The sequence below is a fragment of the Candidatus Thermokryptus mobilis genome (assembly GCF_900070205.1).
Classification (GTDB): Bacteria; Bacteroidota; Ignavibacteria; order Kryptoniales; family Kryptoniaceae; genus Kryptonium; species Kryptonium mobile.
Map to the genome: position 1 here is coordinate 56,499 of NZ_FAOO01000006.1, position 21,610 is coordinate 78,108.

The following is a 21,610-nucleotide window of genomic DNA, read 5'->3' on the forward strand; positions in this document are numbered from 1 at the left end:
AGAACACTTATCACCCCTCCAATGGGACCTATTCCATCATATCTATCATAAACAACCTTGAATTGAGATATTATTTCAATCTCTGGTATTTGAAGCCTATCAAAGTTCTTTTCAACTGATAAATAGCAAAAATCAAATACATTCTTGACTTTTTCACACATTATTTCAACGAATGTCTTATCCCCTATTTTGAAAAATCTCTTATCTTTCCCAAACCTTGTAGATTTACCACCAGCAAGAACAGCTGCCGATATTTCCTTTACCTTTCCCATAAAAGATGAACTTTCACTTTTTCCCCTTTTACTTTCTTAGATAATTCTGGAAGCAAAATAATACCATCACACTCTACGAAAGATGAAAGCATGTGCGACCCCTGAGCTTCAAGAACTTTTACTCCGTCTCCTAAAATTTTTACTCTTAGAAAGTGCGGTCTATCATCCTTGTTTTCCCTATCTTCCAAAAGTTCTTTTTCAACCTCTTTTGGAAAAATATTTTTATACCCCATAACTCCTTTTATGAACGGTGAAACATATTCATAAAAACAAATTATAACCGCTGCGGGATTTCCCGGAAGACCGAATATAAATTTCCCATCTTTTTTGCCCAAAAATATTGGTTTCCCCGGTTTTTGTTTCACCTTATAGAAAATCTTTTCTACTTTTTCCTCCACCATCAATTCTCTAACATAATCATAGTCACCAGCTGATACCGCACCTGAAAAAATTAGAACATCAGAGCTTTTCAACTCGTTTTTGAAAATACTTCTCAACATTTTAAGATCATCCCTTACAAACTTAACTTTGACACTTTCTATTCCCAACTCTCTCAAAGCGAGTCTCAAAGAAACAGAGTTTGCATCATACACCTTACCATGTTTAAATTTTTGTCCAAGCTTTAAAACTTCTGTACCTGTTATTATGAGCGAAACTTTTGGTTTTTTGAAAACCTTTACCTTCTTTATTCCCATTGCACTTAAAAAACCAGCAACACCAGGGGTTATTACTGTTCCTTTCTCAATGACCTTTTGTCCCTCTTTCACTTCCTCACCTTTAAATCTCAAGTTCCTCCATTTCTTTATTTCCTTTTCTATGATTATGTATTCGCCTTCAGCTTTTACGAGTTCCTTTTCAACTACTGCATCTACCCCCTCGGGAATCATTGCGCCTGTGAAAATTTTCAAAGTTTCGCCTTCCTTAATTTTTTTTCTCTTGAATGTTTCACCCGCCTTTACTTCTCCGACGACTTTCAGCCTTACAGGGAAAAATCTTATACTTTCTGTGTTTATTGCATATCCATCCATAGCCGAATTCGTAAAACTCGGAAGGTCTATTGGGGAGAAAATATCTTCTGATATTACACATCCAAGAGATTGAACAACATCTTGAACAACCTTTCCAATGGGTTTTGCATGCTCAGATATTAACTTTCTTGCCTCTTCAATACTTATGTAATTCCTCTCCATAGGCTATATCCACCTATGTTTAAAATTATCAGGTTAAGCAAAAATTTTATAAACTTTGGTTTAAGCTTCAATGAGCCAAGAACTGAACCTATTAAAGCCCCTAATATTACAAAAAACAGTATAGGTAAGGCGAAGTTAAAATCAAATTTATCTTTCAGGAATTTTGCTGAAAATCCGAGTGCAGAGTTTAGGAAAATATAAAGGGATGTAATTGAAGCTATTTCTTTTGTGGGAAAGCCAGAGAAAATTAAAAGTGGGGAGAGATAAATACCTCCACCGATTCCTGTTATACCAGCGATAAATCCAACAAGAAAACTTATAAAAGGGAGCAAATTCTGATGAATTTTGAATTTTATTCTTTCCCTCATCCCAAAATCCTGCAGTAAGGATAAAATAGCTGATGAAACAAGAGCAAAACCAAGTATTATAAAGAAAGTTTTTTCTTGCAATTTGAGATTTGCTCCTAGTATCGCACCTCCGCCACCAAGCAGGAAGATAAAAGAAATTAAAAATTTCCTTTCAGATGGGAAGTGAAATCTGTAATTTAAAAAGCTTATCAAAGATACGATGGTATTGAGAAACAGCGAGGTGGACGGAACCACTTCATATGGGGTTTTATAAACTGTCAAGATTGCGGTATAAGCCGTCCCACCACCTAATCCCACCATAGAATAAATTAAAGCAACTGCAAAAAATATAATATAAAATAACATTTTTTGTTCAACCACCTGAATCACTAATGTTTGCCTCCTTCCATTATCTTATATATATGGAGAATATATGGAAACAGAGCCATCATACTTTCTCTTGCACCTCTTGTTGAGCCGGGTAATGTTAAAATGAGAGTTTTCCCTTTTATGCCCGCTATTCCTCTCGATAACATAGTATAAGGTGTTCTCTCTGCTCCGTAAATCCTTGCGAACTCCATTATTCCAGGAATTTCTCTCTCAATTATTGGTTTTATCGCCTCTGGTGTCACATCTCGTGGTGATAGCCCCGTTCCACCTGTGGCAACTACAAGATCAACTCCCCTTTCACACCATGACACGATTTCCTCTTTTATCATCTCAATTTCATCGGGAACAATCTTATACTCCACATCTTTTATCCCATTCTCATTCAATATCTTTATTATCTCTTTACCTGCTTTATCCTGCTTCTTCCCAGCAAAGACAGAATCCGATATTACAAGAACACCTGCTTTAAAATCATCCTTAACTTTTTCCACGAATTCACTTCTACCCCCACTTTTTTCAGCTAGTTTTATCTCCTCAATAATGATTTGTTTATCGTAAGGCTTGAGCATATCATATATATTGAGAGCACATACGGATACAGCAAAAAGAGCTTCCATTTCACATCCAGTCCTCGCTATTGTTTTTACGACGACTTCAACCTCTAAAAAATTGTCCCGAATCTTTATTTCACATCCAGCCCACTCTATCGGTATATTGTGACAAAATGGTAAGATTTCATATGTTTTTTTCGCCGAATATGGAGCAATAGCTTTTGATACCTCAAAAATATCACCTTTTTCTACTTCCTTGTTCCTTATTCTTTCTATCGTTTCTGGTGATACTTTTATTCTTGCAACAGCCTTTGCAGTTCTTAACGTTTTTATCTTTTCTGATATATCAAACACAGCTTTTCACCTCCAAATTGTTTTTCCATTTGATAAAATTTCTTTTTTCCATATTGGAACCTTACTTTTCACTTCATCAATTATAAATTGTATCGCCCTGAAACCTTCTTCCCTATGAGCAGAGGATACTACCACAACAAACGATATCTCTCCAACACCAACATTTCCAATTCTATGTCTTATTAAAATGCCATCAATCGGAAATTTACTTCGGGCTTCATTTTTTATTTTCTCTATCTCCCTTTCCGCCATTTGTTCATATGCATCGTAAAATATACTTTCAACAAATTCCCCACTCTTTACCTCATCACCTCTTACTATTCCTGTGAAAATTATGACCGAACCATTTTTCCCCGATCCGAAATCAAAGCCTCTCAGAATTTCATCTAAATTTATTTTCTCTTTTGTCAAATACATATTTTTTAACCTCCCGAGACGGGTGGTATTAAAGCAATCTCATCATTATCCTTCAAGTTTTCATTACCAAAGATTATTTCATAATTTATAGCCACTGAAAATTTTTCCTGGCTTAATTTCGGGAATTTTACAAATAGAAGCTTTTTTAAACTTTCAACATCTTTGACATCAGAAATATAAATCTCCTCTAAGCCAGTGACATCTTTTAATCTTCCGAAAAATAAAACCCTTACCTTCGCATTCATGTCTCATCCACCAACTTGTTTCATAACTGGACCAAATTCTGGTAAAGTTCCTTCTTCTTTAAACTTTATGAATCCTTCTGGTTTGAATTTAACCACATCAGAAATAATATTGCAAAGCTCCTCCTCTTTTATTTCAGGTCTTAGAAATTTTTTAATGTCATATCCTTTATGGTCAAAAAGGCAAAGATAAATTTTCCCTTCAGAGGATATCCTTATTCTTGAACAACCTTTGCAGAAGGGATGAGAAACCGTTGAGATGAAGCCAATTTCTACACCACCGTCAACAAGGTAAATTCTTTCTATTCCCTCTATTCCAAGAAATCTCAATTCATGTTTTTTCTTTATAGTATCTAAGATTTCTTCTTCAGATATGAAATGTTTTCTCCAAAGATTTAAATCAATAGAAATCGGCATAAATTCAATGAATCTTATCTTCACTTCATTTTCCCTTGAAAAGTTAATCAGCTCGGGAATTTCATCATCGTTTATTTCCCTAAGCAAAACTGTATTTATTTTTAGCTGCAATCCCAAATTTTTTGCGTAATCTATAGCGCTTATCACATTTGAAAGTCCATAGCACCCAGTTATTTTTTTGAATCTTTCTTCTTTGAGAGTATCAAGGCTTACATTTACTCTTACCTTGGTGTCTTTTAAGAATTTTGCAAAATTCTTTAAGAATATGCCATTTGTAGTTATTGTAAGTTCAACGTAATCACCCAGGTTTTTTCTTACGCCCAATATGATTTCTTTTAATCCATGCCGGAGGAGAGGTTCTCCCCCGGTGAATCTAAATTTTTTTATGCCAAACTTATCATAGAAAATTGAGACAAGATAGATTATTTCTTCAACGCTTAAAATTTCACGCTTTGGGAACTTCTCATAACACCGACTCGGTTCACAATAAAAACAATTTAAATTACACCTATCAGTTAGAGATATCCTCAAATAGTTTATCTCCCTACCAAAAAGGTCATTCAATTTTTTTAATGCGTTTGAAATCACTTTTTCGCAACCTTTTTATCATATTTAGTAGAATTACTTGTGTAATAAGGAGAGCTTGATGGCAATGTAAATGTAGCGACATTTTCCTTTACATATTTCGCTTCTTCAGCAAGCACTTTCATATGTTCTTTCAAAATCTCAGGCGGACTATAAGGCAAACCGAGCTCTTTGTCTCTATTGTCATAAAGCTCTTGATAAAGCTTCCACTGCTCTTCGCTTAAAAACCCTTTTTCATACGCTGCTTTTACATTTGCGTAAACCTTTTCCCAATAATTCTTAATCCTATTCATTGATAAGGCACCTCCTTTATAAAGAATACTGCTTATACCCCAAGGATTACCAGGAACATCATAAATTGGGTAGAGGAAAAATTTATTTGGATCTTTGCTCGCAATCCATCTTTTCGCTTCAGGGATCCCATGTTCAGCTGCCTTATTCATTAGTTTGACCAAATTTTCCTGCAAGTCCCAAATCCCATGCCATTGTGTGAAATCCGCACCCATCATTATCGCACCGTGTCTAAACCTTCTCCCTTCATGGTGCCATGTCCTATATACTAAATGTTCAACTTCCTCATCATACCCTTCTTTTGGCCAAGAGGTTAGCTTTAATTCCCCATCAAAAAATTCATCGGTTATGGTTAGTCCATAGTTTTTAAATTTCTTTATTAATTCTACAATTGTTTTCCATATCTCGTTATATTGAAGCATATTTAAATCCGCTATAAGCATGTATTTTTCAGCAAAGCTTTTTGAATGACATTGTTTACAAACTGACAACATTTGCTCTCTTTTCTCCTGCCAGGTTTTGTTCCCCCAATATTGTGATGTCCTGATAGAAAATGGCGATTGCGATTCCCATGCAAGCCGTTCACTTACATTGTGAGTCGATTTAATAGCCGGGGGAGCTGCGCTCATATGACAGGTAGCACACGTTGGTGCATTGAAAGGCACTTGCTCACCAACTTTATAATTCCAATCCCATTTATTAGAAAAAGCTACATAGATATTCCCATGCTTTGACTCCATAAAAATTTCAATATGCGGATGATCTGGACCTATATGACATTCGCCACAAGTTTCAGGTCTCCTTGCTTGAGCTATATTAAACTGATGTTTTGAATGACAAGCATCGCACTCACCTATACTTCCATCAGGCCAATAATTCCCAATGTTATGACATTGCTCACAACCATGCTTTGTTGCAATAAGCGGTTCAAATACAGCCCTATCAGGTCCCTCAGCTCCCTCCGCTTTCATCACCATTTGAGCTATCGCATGTTTACTATTTTCAAACTCCTTAACTTGCTGTTCATGACATTCAGCGCAATCTTTCGGTGTCGGATGCTTAGCAACAATTATATCGCTTTCTGGACATTTAAACGCATCCCAATCGTTTTGCTCAGCTTTATGGCACTCGTAACACCCTATGTTCTGCTGTGCATGTTTAGAAGCTTTCCACTCATCAATGAGCTTTACCGCAACCCCTCTATTTAAATGGCAATCAACGCATTTTTTTGTAGTCCCGCTTATATCAACCTTAGGCTCAGTCGCTCTGCTTTTTGAAACCTCAAAAGCGCTTACAAGTATTAAAACTATAATTAAAAGATAAGCGGTTGCACCGACAACTACTTTCTGCAATTTTAATTCTTTCGCTTCCATTGATCCTCAAAGATTTAGTTTTTAATATTTTATCGTTTCATATACTGTGAAAAATAGAAAAATCAGTATAACAGCAATTCCAACAATGTAATGTAAAGATGGCTTCATCTTAACTCTCCTGAGCAATATCTCATCAATAAACGGCCAAAATATAAAGACAAGCAAAACAAAAAACATAAACCAAATTCCAAACTTTAACGGTAATATTTTAAGGACTGAATAAACCGCAAAGAAATACCACTCTGGCTTTATATGAAGTGGTGTATTATTTGGGTCCGCCGGCTCACCAATTCCTGGAGGAAAGACAATAGTTAAGGTGCTCAAAGCCACAAGTAAAAACAACATTATCTGTAATACAGTATAAAAATGTTCCGGATAAAACGAATAAGTTGGTTCATCGGGATAAACTTTGGAAACGCCATGTAAACGAACCAATACAATATGCAAAACAATCATAACAACCATCAATGTTGGAAGAAGTCCAATGTGAAGATTATATAACCTGATCAACGAATTATGAGTTACATCAATCCCTCCACGAATCAATAAAAGGAGAAACTTTCCTACGAACGGAATCTCACCTATCATGTTAGTTCCAACAGTTGTAGCCCAGTAAGAAAGTTGATTATAAATCAGCGAATAGCCAGTAAAACAAAAAGTGAGGGTAATGATTAATAAAAAGCTTCCAATAATCCAATTCAATTCTCTTGGTGCTTTATATCCCTTGGTAAAGAAAACTCTAACGATGTGCAAAATGACAGCTATAACCATTAAATTTGAGCCCCAACGATGCAAACCCCTTATCCAAAATCCGAATTTCACCTCCTCAGTTATATAGCGAACTGACTCATATGCTCTATCTGGTGAGGGAACATAGTATAAAGTTAAAAGTATGCCTGTTATCGCTTGGAACACAAAAAGCACCAATGGCGTCGCACCAAGTGCGAAAAACCAATTTTTCATATGCTCTGGAATTGGCTCCTTTACAAAAACTTTCTCCCACATTTCAGAAATCTTCTGGAGATCAATTGGAAATCTTTTGAAAATCCACTCTGAGAATTTTTCCCTCCGCATATTTATGATTTTTTTATTTTTTATACGAACCATATATAAATCAATTTACCCGAAACCTCAACTCTATAACTATTTAAATCTCTAGGTGGTGGACCTGATACAACCTTACCGTTTATATCAAACACACCTTTATGACAAGGGCAATAAAACCTATTATTGTGAGCTTCCCATTTTATTTTACAGCCAAGATGGGTGCAAATCGCGGAAAAGACCTTATATCCCTGCTGTGTTCTAACGATATATAAATCTTTATCCGAAATGGTAAGTAACTTTGCCTCACCAATTTTCAGTTCTTCTTCCCTTGCAATTAGTATCTTCCTTTCTTTCTTGGGGGTAACCTTTGGAAAAATGTAAAGGAGTATATTTCTTAGCAATAAAATTGAACTTCCCAAAAAACCAATCACAGAAAAAATTCTTATTATAAAATCACGCCTTGTTTCTTTCTCATCCATATGAAATTTCCCTTTTATTTTTAAATTTCAATATCGCTTCCCTCATCAGCGCCTGGTAAACTTATATAACTTATCTGAACAGAAACAACGCCGTCAACATACCTCAAACCATTTATTTCTTTCGTTATTTCCTCTTCGGTGTTCCTCTCTATGAGGAATATGAGTTTCTCGTCCTTAATTTCCGGTACTTCTATTCCCCTCTCAATAAGAGCATTGGTTATAGATGAAATTTTTTCCACATTTTCAGCTACTATGTAACCACTTGCGATTATCATTGGGACACCGGGAATTTTTATTTTAAAACTATTTTTATAATGGAATTTGGACAAGCTCTGATACACTCACCACAATAAATACATTCAACCGCTCTTAAGATTACCTTACTATCCTCACCGTTTTTTAATCGTTCAATTTTACCGATAAGATCTACTCCCATATAACATTTCTCAACGCACAGGTGACAAAAAGAACAATCTTCAACTTTTGCAAATTTTAGTTTGATTAAACTGAACTTATTAAAAATCCCATAAACTATTCCCACAGGACAAATATATCTACACCAAACTCGCGGCATAAAAAATTCAACGAAAACCAAAGAAGTGAGCACACCAAAGGAAAAAAGAAAGATGTTAAAACTCATATACGAACTGCTAACAGTAAACCTAAAAATATTTGTTAAATGTGAAAAGTATCTACTAAAAAGAGGCACTTGAAACAGATAATCAAATATTAGAATTAAAATTGCCACACCAAAAGCAAGGTAACCATATTTTTCTTTTTCTGATAATCCACCATCTGTCAAAGCATAATTTTTAACTTTAATTTTTCCCCTAATCCGCCTTGTTCTTTTTAAAGAATCTATCGTTTCAAAAATCCAATCCAACGGGCAAATCCAACCACAAAAACTTCTCCCAAAGACAAGGTAAAGCAAAAGTACAGGCACAAGCGAAATAAATAAAACTGATGTAAATCCACGAGAAGCCATTAAGACCTCAACAAACGAAAACGGATCTATAAAGTTTAATAATCTAAAAACTACTGAACCAACCAAGTAACCGATAACAATGTTTAACCCAAAAATTTGCAATAGAAATACAAGTGAAATTAAAGCCAGGAAAATCCTTCTATATTTGAAGATTTCCTTATTGATATTCTCGATCATATATTTTGCCACGTTCCATTATCTTTGGAATATTTGAATACACAAGTTCATATCTTTTAGCGTGCTCCATGCCAAGCAATAGTTTAAATTCCGACAGATATTTACTTTTCACCTTTTCATAATCATCAATTCTGACAACCCTTATAGCAGATCCCCCTACAGGGCAATATTTTACACATAACCCACATCCCTTACAATTTTCATTGATGTAAGGTTGATTACCCCAATCACTGTTATAAAATTCAAAAACAGAAGCGCCAAATGGACAAGCTTTGCTACAAGACAAACAAACATCCCCGTTCCAGCCAAGACATAATTCAAAATCAATCAAAGCGATACCCATTTTAACTCTCTCTTTATGAACCTTCTCAAGCGCGCCTGTTGGACAAACTTTGACGCACTCCATGCACAACGTGCACGGATGATTTCGCATATCATCAACAACTGGGGTTCCGAAATCAGAAAGTCCTACCTTCAAAGATAGCGATTTATATCCAAGATTTTTGCAAATGTTTATGCAAACGGAACATCCAATACATTTCGCTTTAAATTCATTTTCATACACAGCTCCCGGCGGTCTTATATCTGATAATCTATCCTTAAATAATCTAAACAAAGGAGGAGGCAGATTTTCTGCCTCTCTCCCTTTTCTTCCATATAAGTACAAGGCATAATCAGTCGCAGTAAGCAAAAGAGAAGACACAGCGAACGATAAAATTTTTATGAAAGAACGTCTTTTCATATAATCTTTGTACTTGGAATTGCTTGTTTCCTTGGAAGAGTTCCTTTATAAATTTTCACTGCGAACTGTTTGTAATCTGCCTCAAAACTAAATGGATCAAACTTATCTGGCATTATCATGTTTATCAACTTTCTTTCATCAAACCATGGGATAAATATCAAATCTCTCCTTGGACCACCGGTTGCTTTAAAGACATCAAGCACTTTCGCTCTCAATTCAATTTTTCCCCTTAATGTCTCAACAACTATAATATCTCCATCTTTTATCCCGAGTTCCCTCGCAAGTTCAGAGTTGATTTCCGCATATGCCTCAGGAACCGAACGCGCAAGTTCTTTAACTCTTGTGGTCATACTTCCCGTGTGCCAATGCTCAAGAACTCTCCCCGTTGTCGCTGAATATTTAAACTCGGTCGTATCATAAATAATAATCTCTTTCCCATCCTTAACATATGAAACTTTAATTCCAGCAAATTCAGCTGGGCTTAATGCTATTGTCTTCAAAGCTCTTAAATCTCTTTCTGGGTCACCGATCACATCAGATACATAATTTGCGATCACATCGTAAGGTACAGCTGAATTCTCAACAACTTTGTTTGGATTAAACTTCCTCTCAATTATTCTAACAGTGCGATACTTAACAAAATCTTTGCCATCCCACTTACACGCCCACCAAGGATTAGCCCAAGCTATAGCGCGTCCATCTATAACAAACAGTTTCTTTGACGGATCCTCCGGATCATCAACCATCCCATGTATAAAGACATTTGAGTGATAAAAACTGACATACCAACCCTCGGGAACATTTTCCCTCTTGTGATACTCAATATCTTTTTTCTCCTCATTTAAATTCCTCTCAATCCAAGTAGCGTAAACCGGGTTCCATCTCTTCAAAGTATCAATATACCTTTTTGTTCTTGAATCAATAATCGGGTCATAAGGATAAGCATATTGAATTCTCGCTTCATATTTATCATATCTTTCTTTAATGCTTTTATCAGTGTGATATTCCTCAGGCAGGGGTATACGGTAGCCCCAATTCCTCTCAATAAGCATTTCTCTTCTCAATCCGGAGAAATCATATCCTGTTCCCTTGCTTAGTTCTCTCAACTCGTCCCATATATTTGCGGTAAACTTGCGTATCCACTCCTTCTTCCCTGCATTTTCAACTGTTTTCTTAATCCAATCCTTCCCATAATCTTCTGGCCAGAACTGAGAAATATGCCCAACCGGAACAATCCCCTTTTCTTCAAGCCGTCTCATTATCATAGCAAAAATCACAGAATCTGGTAGAGAATTACCGTTTGGCCCGGTTATTTGTTTAACGAGCTGATGCCTTCTTTCCAAATTTCCATAGGAAAACTCTTTCTCAAACCAACTTGAAGCAGGCAGAACAATATCAGCTACCATCGTTGTCGCATTTGGAAAAGCTTCAAGAACAATCGTCAAAGGCCATGGTTCACCTTTCTTGGCACCAGCACAAGCCAATCTATAAACATATGCATAAGGCAAACTTTGCCCAGGATTAACCGTTGAAGTGAACATCACCTTTATTTGACCAGCTGCATACCGCCTGAACATTTCAACCGTATGAGGTCCAGGGATCGGATGGATTGAAATCTTAGCAACCTCGTTATTTATTTGCTCTTCAGAAAATCCTCTTCTTTTCAGATAACTTCTAACTCTTTCACGCCATATATTTTCAACTGCCCGCCTATGAAGCGGATTAGCAACCAATCTACCATATGGCAACGCATGACAAAGAGCCCCCGGAGCCCTAATGCCTCCACAAGCGTTCGGCTGACCAGTGAAACTGAATGACTGCCTGCCAGGTTTACAAACCTTGCCGGTTATAAGATGTAACATATGCAAGGATGCATTAGCCCAACTACCTTGGACCTTTTGATTTATCCCCATCGTCCAGATTGTTACAACATAACCCTCTGCAAACCACCTCGCTGCTATTCTTATCGCCTCGGGACCAGAGATTTTCTTCCACGACTTTGCCTTACGATCATAAATAAGAGGCGACTCACCCTCAAAAATTGCATCCGCAACCTTCTCTGGTTTGTAATCCTCAAGAAATCTTAAGAAAATAGCGAATCCCTTCCACAAATCTTTCTCAATCTCATCTTCTGATGTATATTTTTTCCTCGGATTTGGATACACAGACCTCTTAACATTTGTATAGCTCAAATCCCAAGTTGAACCCCGCATCCCACCATATTCAGTTTTTATCCATTGAAGTTCAACATCTTCATGAATTCCAAAACTCACATGCCTTCGGATAAATTTCCTATCAAGATATCTCCACTGCGCTGTAACTTCACCTTTATCAAGGTCATATTTAGCACCATCAAGTTCAAATGCTATAACATAAGCTAAACTATTTATCAAAGCCAAATCCCTACCGCTTGCCAAAGGCAACCAAAGATCAGCTATTGTGCCTGACCTTGTCTTCCGTGGATCCGCAAGTATAACTTTCACACCCTCCGGGTCCTTATTCTTCACCGTAGCAATCCTATTAAATAGGATCGGATGTGCTTCTGCAGTATTGCTTCCAATGATAAAGAAAGTATCAGCGTGTTTCTTAAAGTCCGGGTCAGGAACATCAATATCATCTAAACTTCCGTATGGCTCATCTTTGCCAAATGAATAAAGATAACCAACCACTGCACTTGCCATACACATTCTCGGTTGACCTTCTATAGAGTTGTTTGCCAAAAGTCCACCCCCCTTAAATACCTTGTTCATTATATGCGTTTCCTCAGTTCCAGCCTGACCGCTCCCGTAATAAGCAACGCTAAATTTACCATGATCCTTTATTGCTTTCTCAACTGCATTTGCTATAAACTCAATAGCATCCTCCCAATCAATACTTACAAAGTTTTCTTTCAAATCAACTTCCGATGGTTTTAACCCATATGCATCTTTTGTTGTTTTGCCCTCCAAAACCCTAGGCGAACTGAACAAATCTGGCTTTCCTGTCTTTGGGTTTATCCACTCCTTTCTTATAAGCGGTTGCTTTGGCCTTAAAACATATTCAATCGCTTTATGAAGATAAAAACCCTTCGCACAAAGCACCCCGCGATTCACAGAACTATTCGGATCGCCCTTCAAAGCTAAAACCTTTAAGACATCCCCTTTATCATTAACTTCACACTCCGCAACTATCGTACAACCAACCGCACAATATCTACATGGACCGACTGGCAATGTCTTAACAACAGGTGACTTAATCTCTCTCCGCGGGTAAAAACCAGCTGCTACCGAAGCAGCGATGAAAGCGCTTATTCTAAGAAATTCTCTTCTTGTAACCCTCATAAGCCCTCTACCACCTTTATTTTTTTGACTTAACAGGTAAAATTTTAATCCTCTCCGTACCAACAGCATCCATATTCGGAGAAAAATCACCATTAGATGCAACACCCATAACACTTAAAATAACCTCATCTACAACCCTTGACGGCGCTTTCCATCTAAACTTCCAACTTCTATACCTGCTACCCTCCTTAGTATGGGTTAAATATCCCTCAAGTATTTGTGTGTTCATCTTGTCAACCACAAGCAATCTACCATCTGAAACATTCACAGCAAATCCACCTTGATTTTCACCGATGCTTTCATTATCACTTTTTATCTCAAGGGTGATCAAATATTCTTTACCCGGAATGTAATTTTTTGGGACACCGATTAAATTAATCTCAATATTTTTATCCTCAGCCCCCGAATGACAATCCATACAATCAAAGCCGGGTGCGCCTCCCGAATGAGCCCGAACTCTTCCAACTTCAAAAAAACTGATAATGTATATGCAAATAATCAATATAGCCCAAACAAAAACCTTTATTTTCTTTTGTCCGAGCATGGCTTAATCCGAATTATTTTTATTAAAATGTAAATGTAACTTCGCCCTTAAGTTCCCAGGCTGCTTTACTATAGTTCGCATTTCCATTTATAAGGTATTGAGCAGCAACACCTGGTTTGAAATATCCACCACGCAAGGTTAAAACAACTTTGCTAACGATCTCATAATCAATCTTAAAATCAACTTCCCAACCCAAATCCTTTGCACTCAAATTCTGATTCGGACCGCTTATAGTCCATGCATACACCGGCTCTGTTGCCCTCACATATGAATATGAAGCAAACAAACGCAATGACTTCAATGGCGACACCGTTAAGTTGATTTGACCTATTGTGGTATTTTCAAGTTCTCTGTAACCCCGAACATTCGGAGCCCCTAAACCTTGAGGTGTTATCCCCTCTTCATCAGGCATAATTGAATCCTCCCAAACTTCGGTTATATAGAAAAATCCAGCTGTTCTCAGCTTTGTCACATTACCCTTACCACCCCAAGGACCATCAGGGTCTCCAGAACCAAGCCCAAAAACAGCACCTAAGCTTAACGCATCTGTTAAAGCATAATCAGCTTTTAGGTAAAAATTATACCCCCTCAAATTACCATCATTTTTGTCAACATCAAGTGTCGCTCCATACGAGTCATTGCCAATTTCATCCTTACCTTTCAAGTAGTTTGCTTCATAATTAAGAGATAGCTTGCCAAGTTTTGATGTGCCTTGGAATCCGAACGCAAGTAATTTTGTAATTTGAGGTGAAAATCGCACCTTCTTATACTGCAAGAGATTAGGCACATAAGCGTTTCCATCTCTAATTGATCTGTCAATGTAATAGAAAGTATAAACATTAAGTTTCGTGTTTGCCAAACTTTTTAAATCAGCGGAGTAGTTAGCAAGGTAAAGATCAGCGTCACGAGCATCCCAACTCCCAGTATAATCAACTGAAGAAGTGGAATCAAGGTCACTTAAAGCATCAACACCCTCGCTTACCTTCGCCCAACCAAGCTTTAACATATCACCATTGATCAATCCAATTTTTATATCAGCCTGAACACCATCATAATTATTATCAATCAACATCCTATTGCCAACCAACCATTGCATTCTACCCACACTAAAAGCAGTCCTTAACGCCGGAACATTAAACCAAACATATGCCTGATCAACATGGAAAAGATAATGTGTGTCCTTAAAATCAAATAAATTAGAAGCGCTCTTAAACCCTGCCTCCTTATATTTCGTTGCCGGCTCATTATCAACACCCCACCACCCTTGTGCTATATCAAACCTCGTTACGATCCTTACATTATCGCCATATGAAACCTGTGGATTAAACCTCAACATCTGAACAATATAAGCATCCTCATATGGAGATTTCCCAAACCAAAAATTCTTCTGATACTGAAACCATGTGTTAAAAACCCCACTTAACTTAAGCGTCAGATTTTCAGCAATTTTAACCTGTGAAAATGAAACTGAAAATAGTAAAACTAAGGATAAAATAACCATGGTTTTAAATCTTATCATCTTCAACCTCTTTTTTTTATTTTTGGTTGCAAAAAGTCAACTGATATAAATATCAAATTTCCTGCCAGATTTTTCCCCTTTAAAAATTAAAAAAACAAAAAGTGCTCCCCCAACAATGGTCGGAAATTTGAAATTCAAGGTCAAAAAAATGACCCTATGGAGGGGAAAATTAATCAAGATTATACTTTTTTAAACGCTCAAAAAATGTGCTCTTTTTTAAACCAAGTAAATCAGCCGCCTTTGTCTTATTATTTTCCGTCCTCTTAAGTGCCCATTTTATCGCTTCAAACTCAATCTTGCTCAATAACTCATCAAGCCCAATTCTGCTTAAATCATCAAAATTTATACCTACCCCTTGCCCATCAAGAGATATTTTAGTTCTCTCAAAACCAAGTATATCATCAGGTATGTCTGACACATCTACTATATCCTTATCAAGTAGAGTACATATTCTGTAAATTGTATTTTCAAGTTGTCGGACATTACCGGGCCAATCATAAGAAATCAGAACTTGCATTGCCTCGCTTGTAAATTTAACATTATCTCTACCAGCTATTTTCAAAAAATGCTCCACAAGTAAAGGGATATCTTCCTTCCTCTCCCTTAAAGGCGGAACTTTTATCTTCAAAACATTTAATCTGTAATAAAGGTCATCTCTAAATTTCCCCTCCTGAACTTTACTCCACAAATCAATTTTAGTTGCACATATCACCCTGACATCAACCTTGATCGTTTGAGAACTACCAACCCTTTCAAACTCCTTGGTATCCAAAAACCTCAAAAGTTTCGCCTGAAGATTAAGTGGCATATCATCTATATCATCAAGAAATATTGTGCCTCCATCTGCGATTTCAAACCTGCCTTTCCTATCAACAGCACCTGTATAAGCCCCCTTTACACTTCCAAAAAGCTCGGATTCAAGGAGTGTTTCGGGCAGTGAAACACAGCTTATCTTAACAAACGGCTTCTCCTTTCTTGCACTACTGTTATGTATAGCTCTGGCAATCAAATCCTTACCTGTCCCACTTTCACCCTCTATTACAACATTATAATCTGAGTTAGAAAATACCTCTATCTTGTCAAAAACCTCGCTCATCTTTTTCGAACGACCAACTATATTAGTAAAGCGATATTGCTCCTTTAATTGTCTTCTTAAACTTTCATTCTCTCGCTTTAACTCTTCCAACTCTTTTATCTTCTCCAATCTCAAAAGCAAATCTTCCGACTTAAACGGCTTTGTAATATAATCATACGCCCCCATCTTCATCGCCTTAATAGCCGAATCAATGCTCCCGTAAGCGGTTATCATTATCACATATATCCGAGGAAAACATTGTTTCACTTTTTCTAAAACTTCAAAACCATCCATACCTGGCATTATTATATCTGTGACAACAACATCCGGCTTTTCATTTTCCAATTTTCTCATTGCCTCAATCGGATCACCAAAGGGGAAAACTTCATATCCATAACGCTTTAGAAACTCGGATAATGTCACAAGTTTGATATATTCATCTTCAATTATAAATACTTTCATTTTGTCCACATAAGTTCATAAAGTTTATTTTTATTTCTCACGCTGAACAAATTTTGAGGTAAAATTATAATAAATGTAGTTCCGACATTAGGTGAGCTCTCTACCTTAATTTTTCCTCCATGCGAATTGATTATGTTATAACAAATATATAGCCCTAAACCACTGCCTTTTTCTTTCTTCGTGGTAAAAAATGGGTTAAAAATTTTACCCAAATGTTCTTCCTTTATACCACAACCATTATCTCTAACTTCAATAAGAACATGATCATCTTGTTTCATAGCTCGGATATATATCTCGCCTCTGAAATTCAAATCTTTCAAATTATCTCTCTTCTCCTCTATCGCATCAATTGAATTCAAAAGTAAATTCAAAAACACTTGCTCAAGATGATGCGAAATCCCACCCACAAGAACCCCATTTTCAACATCAACTGCTATTATTATATTTTTATTTGAAACTTTATACCTGACCACATCAACAACCTTACAAATCACATGTGACAAATCAACTAATTCAACCTCATAACTGTGAGGTTTAGCGTAGTCAAGTATAACCCTCAAAAAATTTTCTATCCTTAAAACCGCTTCAAGCGCAAGCTCGGCGTATCTTCTCGTTTGCTCAGCGTTCTCCGGCTCTTGAACTATCATTCTAAGACAATTCTCAATACCATCAAGTGGATTATTTACCTCGTGCGCTACAACTGAAACAAATTTTCCTATAGCGAACATTTTTTCCGAATGCATAAGATGTTCCCTAACCGAGAGAATCTCCCTATATTTCTTCTCAATCTCTTCCTCTTTTCTCTTGACCTCTTCCTCAATAGTCCTATAATATCTCTCAAGTTCTGTCCTTAACCTTATCTCCTCAGTAACATCTTTACTCACTAAAATTATACCTAAAAATTCCCCATTCAAATCGTATAGGGCTATATACTCGTTATCAAAATACTTATCTCCAGCCCTCGTTAATTTGTGTCTATGAGTCATCTTCCCATTTGAAAAATTCTCAAGTACCTCATATACCTTCTCATGAACCTTTGAAGGATGACATTCAACAACATGAGTTCCTATCCGATCGGGGTCCATTTTTCTTATTTCCATAGCCCGCTTATTTGCGTAAGATATTTTGCCAAACTTATCAACAAATATAACGCCAATGTTTAAATTATCAAGGATATTTTTGAATAACTGCTCCATATCATCATTACCTTTTTGATTTTTTAAACCTTGATTTCAAAATCTATGCCAAAGTTTTTCTCCCCTCTAAGATTATCTTTCTATCAATTTAAAGTGCAAAAATGTCCCTTCACTTTAATCCTTGTCTAATAATTCCACACTGGCGTAAAGTGTAACATCATTTAGCGAAATAACATAGTTCAACGCTCCTCCCAAAGTTTGAATTATTAAAATACAGCGTTTTGCAAAAACCCGGCACGAGCTAAAAAATTAAAATTTTTTGTAATTTTAAATCAAAAAGAGGATAACGATGGGAAAAAACCTAGTTTCAACCCTAATCCCAATTTTATTTATTTCAACATCGCTTGCTCAAATAAAAGTTAACGGATACTTACAATATCAGTATCGCGTTGAACTCAAAGTTCAAAACACTGAAACATTCACACCAGGGACGATCAATCTCAAATTTTACGGAAACTTAAATCCGAAGGTCAAGTGGGAAATTCAATTGGGACTCAAAGAAATGAACTTTTACAAATTCTTAAAGGACTATTACATTGAGCTTGTTGACCCACTTAATAAGATAAGCGGGCTTGAATTAAAATTTGGTCAATTCAAGTATCACTGGTCAATTGAAAGGAAAGAAAGCTCCTCGGACAGGAAAACAATTTATAGGTCACAGGTCGTCTCAGCGCTTGTTGCTGATAGAGATCGCGGACTTGAGGTCATTTATAGTGGAGTTAAAAATTTAAAACTTGCGCTTGGTTTCTGGAATGGTAATGTCGTTTATAAAGATAAAGGTAAAATTACAGAAACTATTGATTACACCAGAAATATGGACGATTCCGATGTAAAGAAAGATATAACTGTGTTTGCAAGCTATAACTACAGCATAAAAAAAGACGATGGTCTCATTGTTCAAGTTGCATACCTATACGGATCAAACGGAAAATACGATATCAGCAATAAGACGAGATATGCCGTTGGGTTTGATGGCTACTTCTTGAATAGAAACCTACAATTAAGGGGTGAATTCATAGGTGGAAAAGATGATGATGTGAAAAAAGAGGGATATTATGTTCAAGCAAGCTACAGAATCTTTGATTATCTTGAGCCGGTGTTAAAATATGAATGGTGGGACAACGATAAAAACACACCTGGGAAGAGCAATTGGATAACGCTTGGACTATATTCAAAAGTTCTTGACCATGTCGCGTTCCGCTTGAATTATATAACAAAGATAGAAAAAGACGTAACTGAAGAGAAAAACGATGAACTCTCGTTTATGATTCAAGTGAAGTTTTAAAGTTGAAATCACCTTAGAACATCTTGGTTATCTCGTCTTCATACTCGGGAAAATAATGATTTATCTCACGGAGGTTAAACTGTCTTAAAATTGATGTGTTTGGTTCTCTATCAAGGAGAAATTCAAATGAGAGAAGAACAAGTTTTTCAACGGTTATCTTTCCGTTAGTCAATTTTTTGAAATAATTCTCTTCAACCGAAACCGTGTGGTTTGTTGAAACCTTACCTGAAACCTTGACTTCAAACTCAGCCACTGGGAATGGTTTTGTTTGTTTAACCTCAATTTGGTATAACATATCGTGATTACGACATTTTATTTTAAAGCGATGAAAACATACCTTGCCAGGAAAACTAGTGTTAGTATCAAGATGATCAAGTTTATTTCCTTTGTCCTTCCTCCAAGTAATTTTACAATCGTATAAGATGTGAAGCCGAGAGCAATCCCATCAGCTATGCTGAAAGTCAGCGGTATTCCAAGCATCGTTATAAACCCTGGAATAGCATCGGTGGGGTCTTCCCAGTTTATATTCGTTATAGGTTTTACCATCATACTCCCAACTATGATAAGCGCTGGCGCAGTGATTGGATAGAGAACATACCCTGGCTGAATTTCAACGCCTCCACCAACAAGTTTTACAACTGGATAGAAAAGTAAAGAGATAAGGAAAAATAAAGCAACAAAAATTGGTGTCAACCCAGTTCTTCCACCCACAGCTACGCCAGAGGCACTTTCAATGTATGCTGTAACGGTTGAAGTTCCAAGAAGTGCTCCAAATGTTGTTCCAAGCGCATCTGAAAGAAGAGCTTTTTCCGCCCTCGGAAGCTTTCCATCCTTACCGACAAGTCCAGCTGCTTGACCCACACCGATTAGAGTCCCAACGGTATCAAACAAAACCATATAAAGGAAAACAAGAACGGCAACTTGAAATGAAATATCAAAGAAGTTTGAAAAATCAAGCTTCAAAAATGCTGGCTCTTTTACCTCAGGCAATGAGATAACAGGACCTTCAAATTTTACAACGCCGAGAAGTAATGATAAAATTGTGGAAAAAATTATGCCAATTAGAATTGAACCTTTAATCCTGCGTGCAAGTAGGATCGCCATAAAAAATAGACCTAAAATTGAAATCAAAACTTCCGTGCGGTGAATATCACCAAGTTGAGGCAAGTGCGTTCCAGAGTTTATCTTTATAATCCCTGATTGAATTAAACCGATCAAAGTTATAAAAAGACCGATACCCGTTGCTATTGAATTTCTCAAACAACTCGGCATCGCATCAATGACTGCTTCTCTAAGCTTGACAAGCGATAGGATACTAAACAAAACTCCTGAGAGAAAAACTATCGCTAAAGCCGATTGCCAAGACAAACCCATACCTTTAACGACCGTATAGCTAAAGAAGAAATTTTCTCCCATCCCAGGGGCAAGTGCTATCGGATAATTAGCAAGCAAACCCATAATAATTGAACCTATAGCAGAACCAACACAAGTTGCTATCAAAGCAGCGCCGAAATCAATCCCAGCGTGTGATAATACAATCGGCTGGACAAAAATTATATACGACATCGTCATAAATGTTGTAACCCCAGCGATGAATTCAACTCTTACACTTGTTCCCCTTTCAGAGAGCCCGAAAAATTTTTCAAGGTAATTTCCCATAACCAAACTCTAAAATTTGACCTTGAATTGTAAAAATAATGCGAATTCTCTTGATGTTGTCAGCCATCCCACCGATGACATAAACTAAGTAGCTTGAAAACCGATGAGAATCTCTGTCGTTATAATTTTTCACAAAATAAATTTACAAAACACCCCCAAATTTGTCAAGATGTTTAAAAAGTTGGCGAGGCAATCCTTAAATGAGATTGCCCCGCCCTTTCAATCATTTCTCCGTTCTTTCTTTCTTAACTTTTCTTGCAAGTTCAACCATACCGTTGTAATCAAGCACCCGTCCACCATAGAGCTTAACGAAATCATCTGCATCGCTTTTTTTAGCAAATGAAAACTCCGGCAACATAGCCCTTACCGGTGAAATCACACTACCAACGACGAAATATGAACCTTTCGCATCAATTAACTTCAGCGTTTTGAAATCAATAACCTTGACTGATTTAACATCTTTCCCCTCAGTTATGGCAAGCGCACAACCAATTCCACAAGCGTGATAAATTGAGTCATCAACGGAAATTTCAACTCTCGTAATCATCTTCTCAAACACTTCCATACCACAGACACCGCAAATCCCAAGTTTTTTACCAAGGTCCGGCTTTAAAAGTTCGGATGCCCTTTGTGAATAAAGGTTTAATGATATCAAAATTAAAAGCGTGATGATTGAAATTTTGCGAAGCAT

22 protein-coding genes (1 of these 22 running past the window's edge) are annotated in these 21,610 nt (G+C 36.8%); 1 reads left to right on the forward strand and 21 read right to left on the reverse strand.

Features of this window, described 5'->3' with window-relative positions; translation table 11 throughout:
* The 18 genes from FKZ43_RS05140 to FKZ43_RS05225 form a co-directional block, all read right to left on the reverse strand.
* On the reverse strand, positions 1-272 hold the 5' portion of the coding sequence (locus tag FKZ43_RS05140) for a molybdenum cofactor guanylyltransferase (RefSeq protein WP_140944800.1). The gene continues 343 nt to the left of window position 1, outside the view; 272 of the gene's 615 nt are visible here — the first part of the coding sequence; the start codon lies at positions 270-272; its stop codon lies off the left edge, out of view.
* Positions 260-1,462, reverse strand: a complete 1,203-nt coding sequence (locus FKZ43_RS05145) for a molybdopterin molybdotransferase MoeA (RefSeq protein WP_140944801.1) — start codon at positions 1,460-1,462, stop codon at positions 260-262. The genes FKZ43_RS05140 and FKZ43_RS05145 overlap by 13 nt, the downstream gene beginning before the upstream one ends.
* Positions 1,444-2,175, reverse strand: a complete 732-nt coding sequence (locus tag FKZ43_RS05150; protein ID WP_140944802.1) for a sulfite exporter TauE/SafE family protein — start codon at positions 2,173-2,175, stop codon at positions 1,444-1,446. Before FKZ43_RS05150 ends, FKZ43_RS05145 begins: the two co-directional genes overlap by 19 nt.
* A 23-nt stretch (positions 2,176-2,198) precedes the next feature.
* Positions 2,199-3,104, reverse strand: coding sequence for a bifunctional molybdenum cofactor biosynthesis protein MoaC/MoaB (moaCB, locus tag FKZ43_RS05155; RefSeq protein ID WP_140944803.1), 906 nt, complete (start codon positions 3,102-3,104; stop codon positions 2,199-2,201).
* A 6-nt stretch (positions 3,105-3,110) separates the two neighbouring features.
* Positions 3,111-3,521 carry a molybdenum cofactor biosynthesis protein MoaE gene (locus FKZ43_RS05160; protein ID WP_140944804.1) on the reverse strand — a complete coding sequence of 137 codons (411 nt, stop codon included), beginning with the start codon at positions 3,519-3,521 and terminating at the stop codon, positions 3,111-3,113.
* A 5-nt stretch (positions 3,522-3,526) separates the two neighbouring features.
* Entirely contained in the window at positions 3,527-3,766 is a 240-nt protein-coding gene (locus FKZ43_RS05165; RefSeq protein WP_140944805.1) for a MoaD/ThiS family protein, read from the reverse strand.
* A 3-nt stretch (positions 3,767-3,769) separates the two neighbouring features.
* A complete protein-coding gene (gene moaA, locus FKZ43_RS05170; RefSeq protein WP_140944806.1) occupies positions 3,770-4,768 on the reverse strand; it encodes a GTP 3',8-cyclase MoaA in 999 nt (332 codons plus the stop codon).
* Positions 4,765-6,429, reverse strand: coding sequence for a multiheme c-type cytochrome (locus FKZ43_RS05175; RefSeq protein ID WP_140944807.1), 1,665 nt, complete (start codon positions 6,427-6,429; stop codon positions 4,765-4,767). The genes moaA and FKZ43_RS05175 overlap by 4 nt, the downstream gene beginning before the upstream one ends.
* Before the next feature lie 21 nt (positions 6,430-6,450).
* Positions 6,451-7,434 (reverse strand): cytochrome b, encoded by a 984-nt coding sequence (locus tag FKZ43_RS05180; protein WP_181180268.1) that lies wholly within the window; start codon positions 7,432-7,434, stop codon positions 6,451-6,453.
* Positions 7,435-7,523: 89 nt separating this feature from the next.
* The gene (locus FKZ43_RS05185) at positions 7,524-7,955 is read right to left on the reverse strand and encodes a QcrA and Rieske domain-containing protein (RefSeq protein ID WP_140944809.1); all 432 of its coding nucleotides are present in this window, start codon (positions 7,953-7,955) and stop codon (positions 7,524-7,526) included.
* A gap of 20 nt (positions 7,956-7,975) precedes the next feature.
* Positions 7,976-8,230: a chaperone NapD gene (locus FKZ43_RS05190; protein ID WP_140944810.1), complete on the reverse strand. Its 255-nt coding sequence runs from the start codon at positions 8,228-8,230 to the stop codon at positions 7,976-7,978.
* Between the two features lie 17 nt (positions 8,231-8,247).
* On the reverse strand, positions 8,248-9,117 hold the full coding sequence (locus FKZ43_RS05195; RefSeq protein ID WP_140944811.1) for a 4Fe-4S binding protein: 870 nt from the start codon (positions 9,115-9,117) through the stop codon (positions 8,248-8,250).
* Positions 9,098-9,859 (reverse strand): 4Fe-4S dicluster domain-containing protein, encoded by a 762-nt coding sequence (locus tag FKZ43_RS05200; RefSeq protein WP_140944812.1) that lies wholly within the window; start codon positions 9,857-9,859, stop codon positions 9,098-9,100. The genes FKZ43_RS05195 and FKZ43_RS05200 overlap by 20 nt, the downstream gene beginning before the upstream one ends.
* Positions 9,856-13,179 carry a molybdopterin oxidoreductase family protein gene (locus FKZ43_RS05205; RefSeq protein WP_181180269.1) on the reverse strand — a complete coding sequence of 1,108 codons (3,324 nt, stop codon included), beginning with the start codon at positions 13,177-13,179 and terminating at the stop codon, positions 9,856-9,858. Before FKZ43_RS05205 ends, FKZ43_RS05200 begins: the two co-directional genes overlap by 4 nt.
* 16 nt (positions 13,180-13,195) lie before the next feature.
* Entirely contained in the window at positions 13,196-13,723 is a 528-nt protein-coding gene (locus tag FKZ43_RS05210; RefSeq protein ID WP_181180270.1) for a choice-of-anchor V domain-containing protein, read from the reverse strand.
* 22 nt (positions 13,724-13,745) lie between these two features.
* Positions 13,746-15,242, reverse strand: a complete 1,497-nt coding sequence (locus tag FKZ43_RS05215) for an alginate export family protein (RefSeq protein ID WP_140944815.1) — start codon at positions 15,240-15,242, stop codon at positions 13,746-13,748.
* Between the two features lie 169 nt (positions 15,243-15,411).
* Positions 15,412-16,779 (reverse strand): sigma-54-dependent transcriptional regulator, encoded by a 1,368-nt coding sequence (locus FKZ43_RS05220; protein ID WP_140944816.1) that lies wholly within the window; start codon positions 16,777-16,779, stop codon positions 15,412-15,414.
* A complete protein-coding gene (locus tag FKZ43_RS05225; RefSeq protein WP_140944817.1) occupies positions 16,776-17,975 on the reverse strand; it encodes an ATP-binding protein in 1,200 nt (399 codons plus the stop codon). The genes FKZ43_RS05220 and FKZ43_RS05225 overlap by 4 nt, the downstream gene beginning before the upstream one ends.
* A 289-nt stretch (positions 17,976-18,264) precedes the next feature.
* Between FKZ43_RS05225 and FKZ43_RS05230 the strand changes: the two genes are divergently transcribed.
* Complete coding sequence (locus FKZ43_RS05230; RefSeq protein ID WP_140944818.1) at positions 18,265-19,260, forward strand: putative porin; 996 nt, start codon at positions 18,265-18,267, stop codon at positions 19,258-19,260.
* 13 nt (positions 19,261-19,273) lie between these two features.
* Here FKZ43_RS05230 and FKZ43_RS05235 read toward each other — a convergent pair whose 3' ends face one another.
* From FKZ43_RS05235 to FKZ43_RS05245, 3 genes are all read right to left on the reverse strand, one after another.
* Positions 19,274-19,555 (reverse strand): hypothetical protein, encoded by a 282-nt coding sequence (locus FKZ43_RS05235; protein WP_140944819.1) that lies wholly within the window; start codon positions 19,553-19,555, stop codon positions 19,274-19,276.
* A 17-nt stretch (positions 19,556-19,572) separates the two neighbouring features.
* A complete protein-coding gene (locus tag FKZ43_RS05240) occupies positions 19,573-20,919 on the reverse strand; it encodes an NCS2 family permease (protein ID WP_140944820.1) in 1,347 nt (448 codons plus the stop codon).
* A 223-nt stretch (positions 20,920-21,142) separates the two neighbouring features.
* Positions 21,143-21,610, reverse strand: a complete 468-nt coding sequence (locus tag FKZ43_RS05245) for a nitrous oxide reductase accessory protein NosL (RefSeq protein ID WP_140944821.1) — start codon at positions 21,608-21,610, stop codon at positions 21,143-21,145.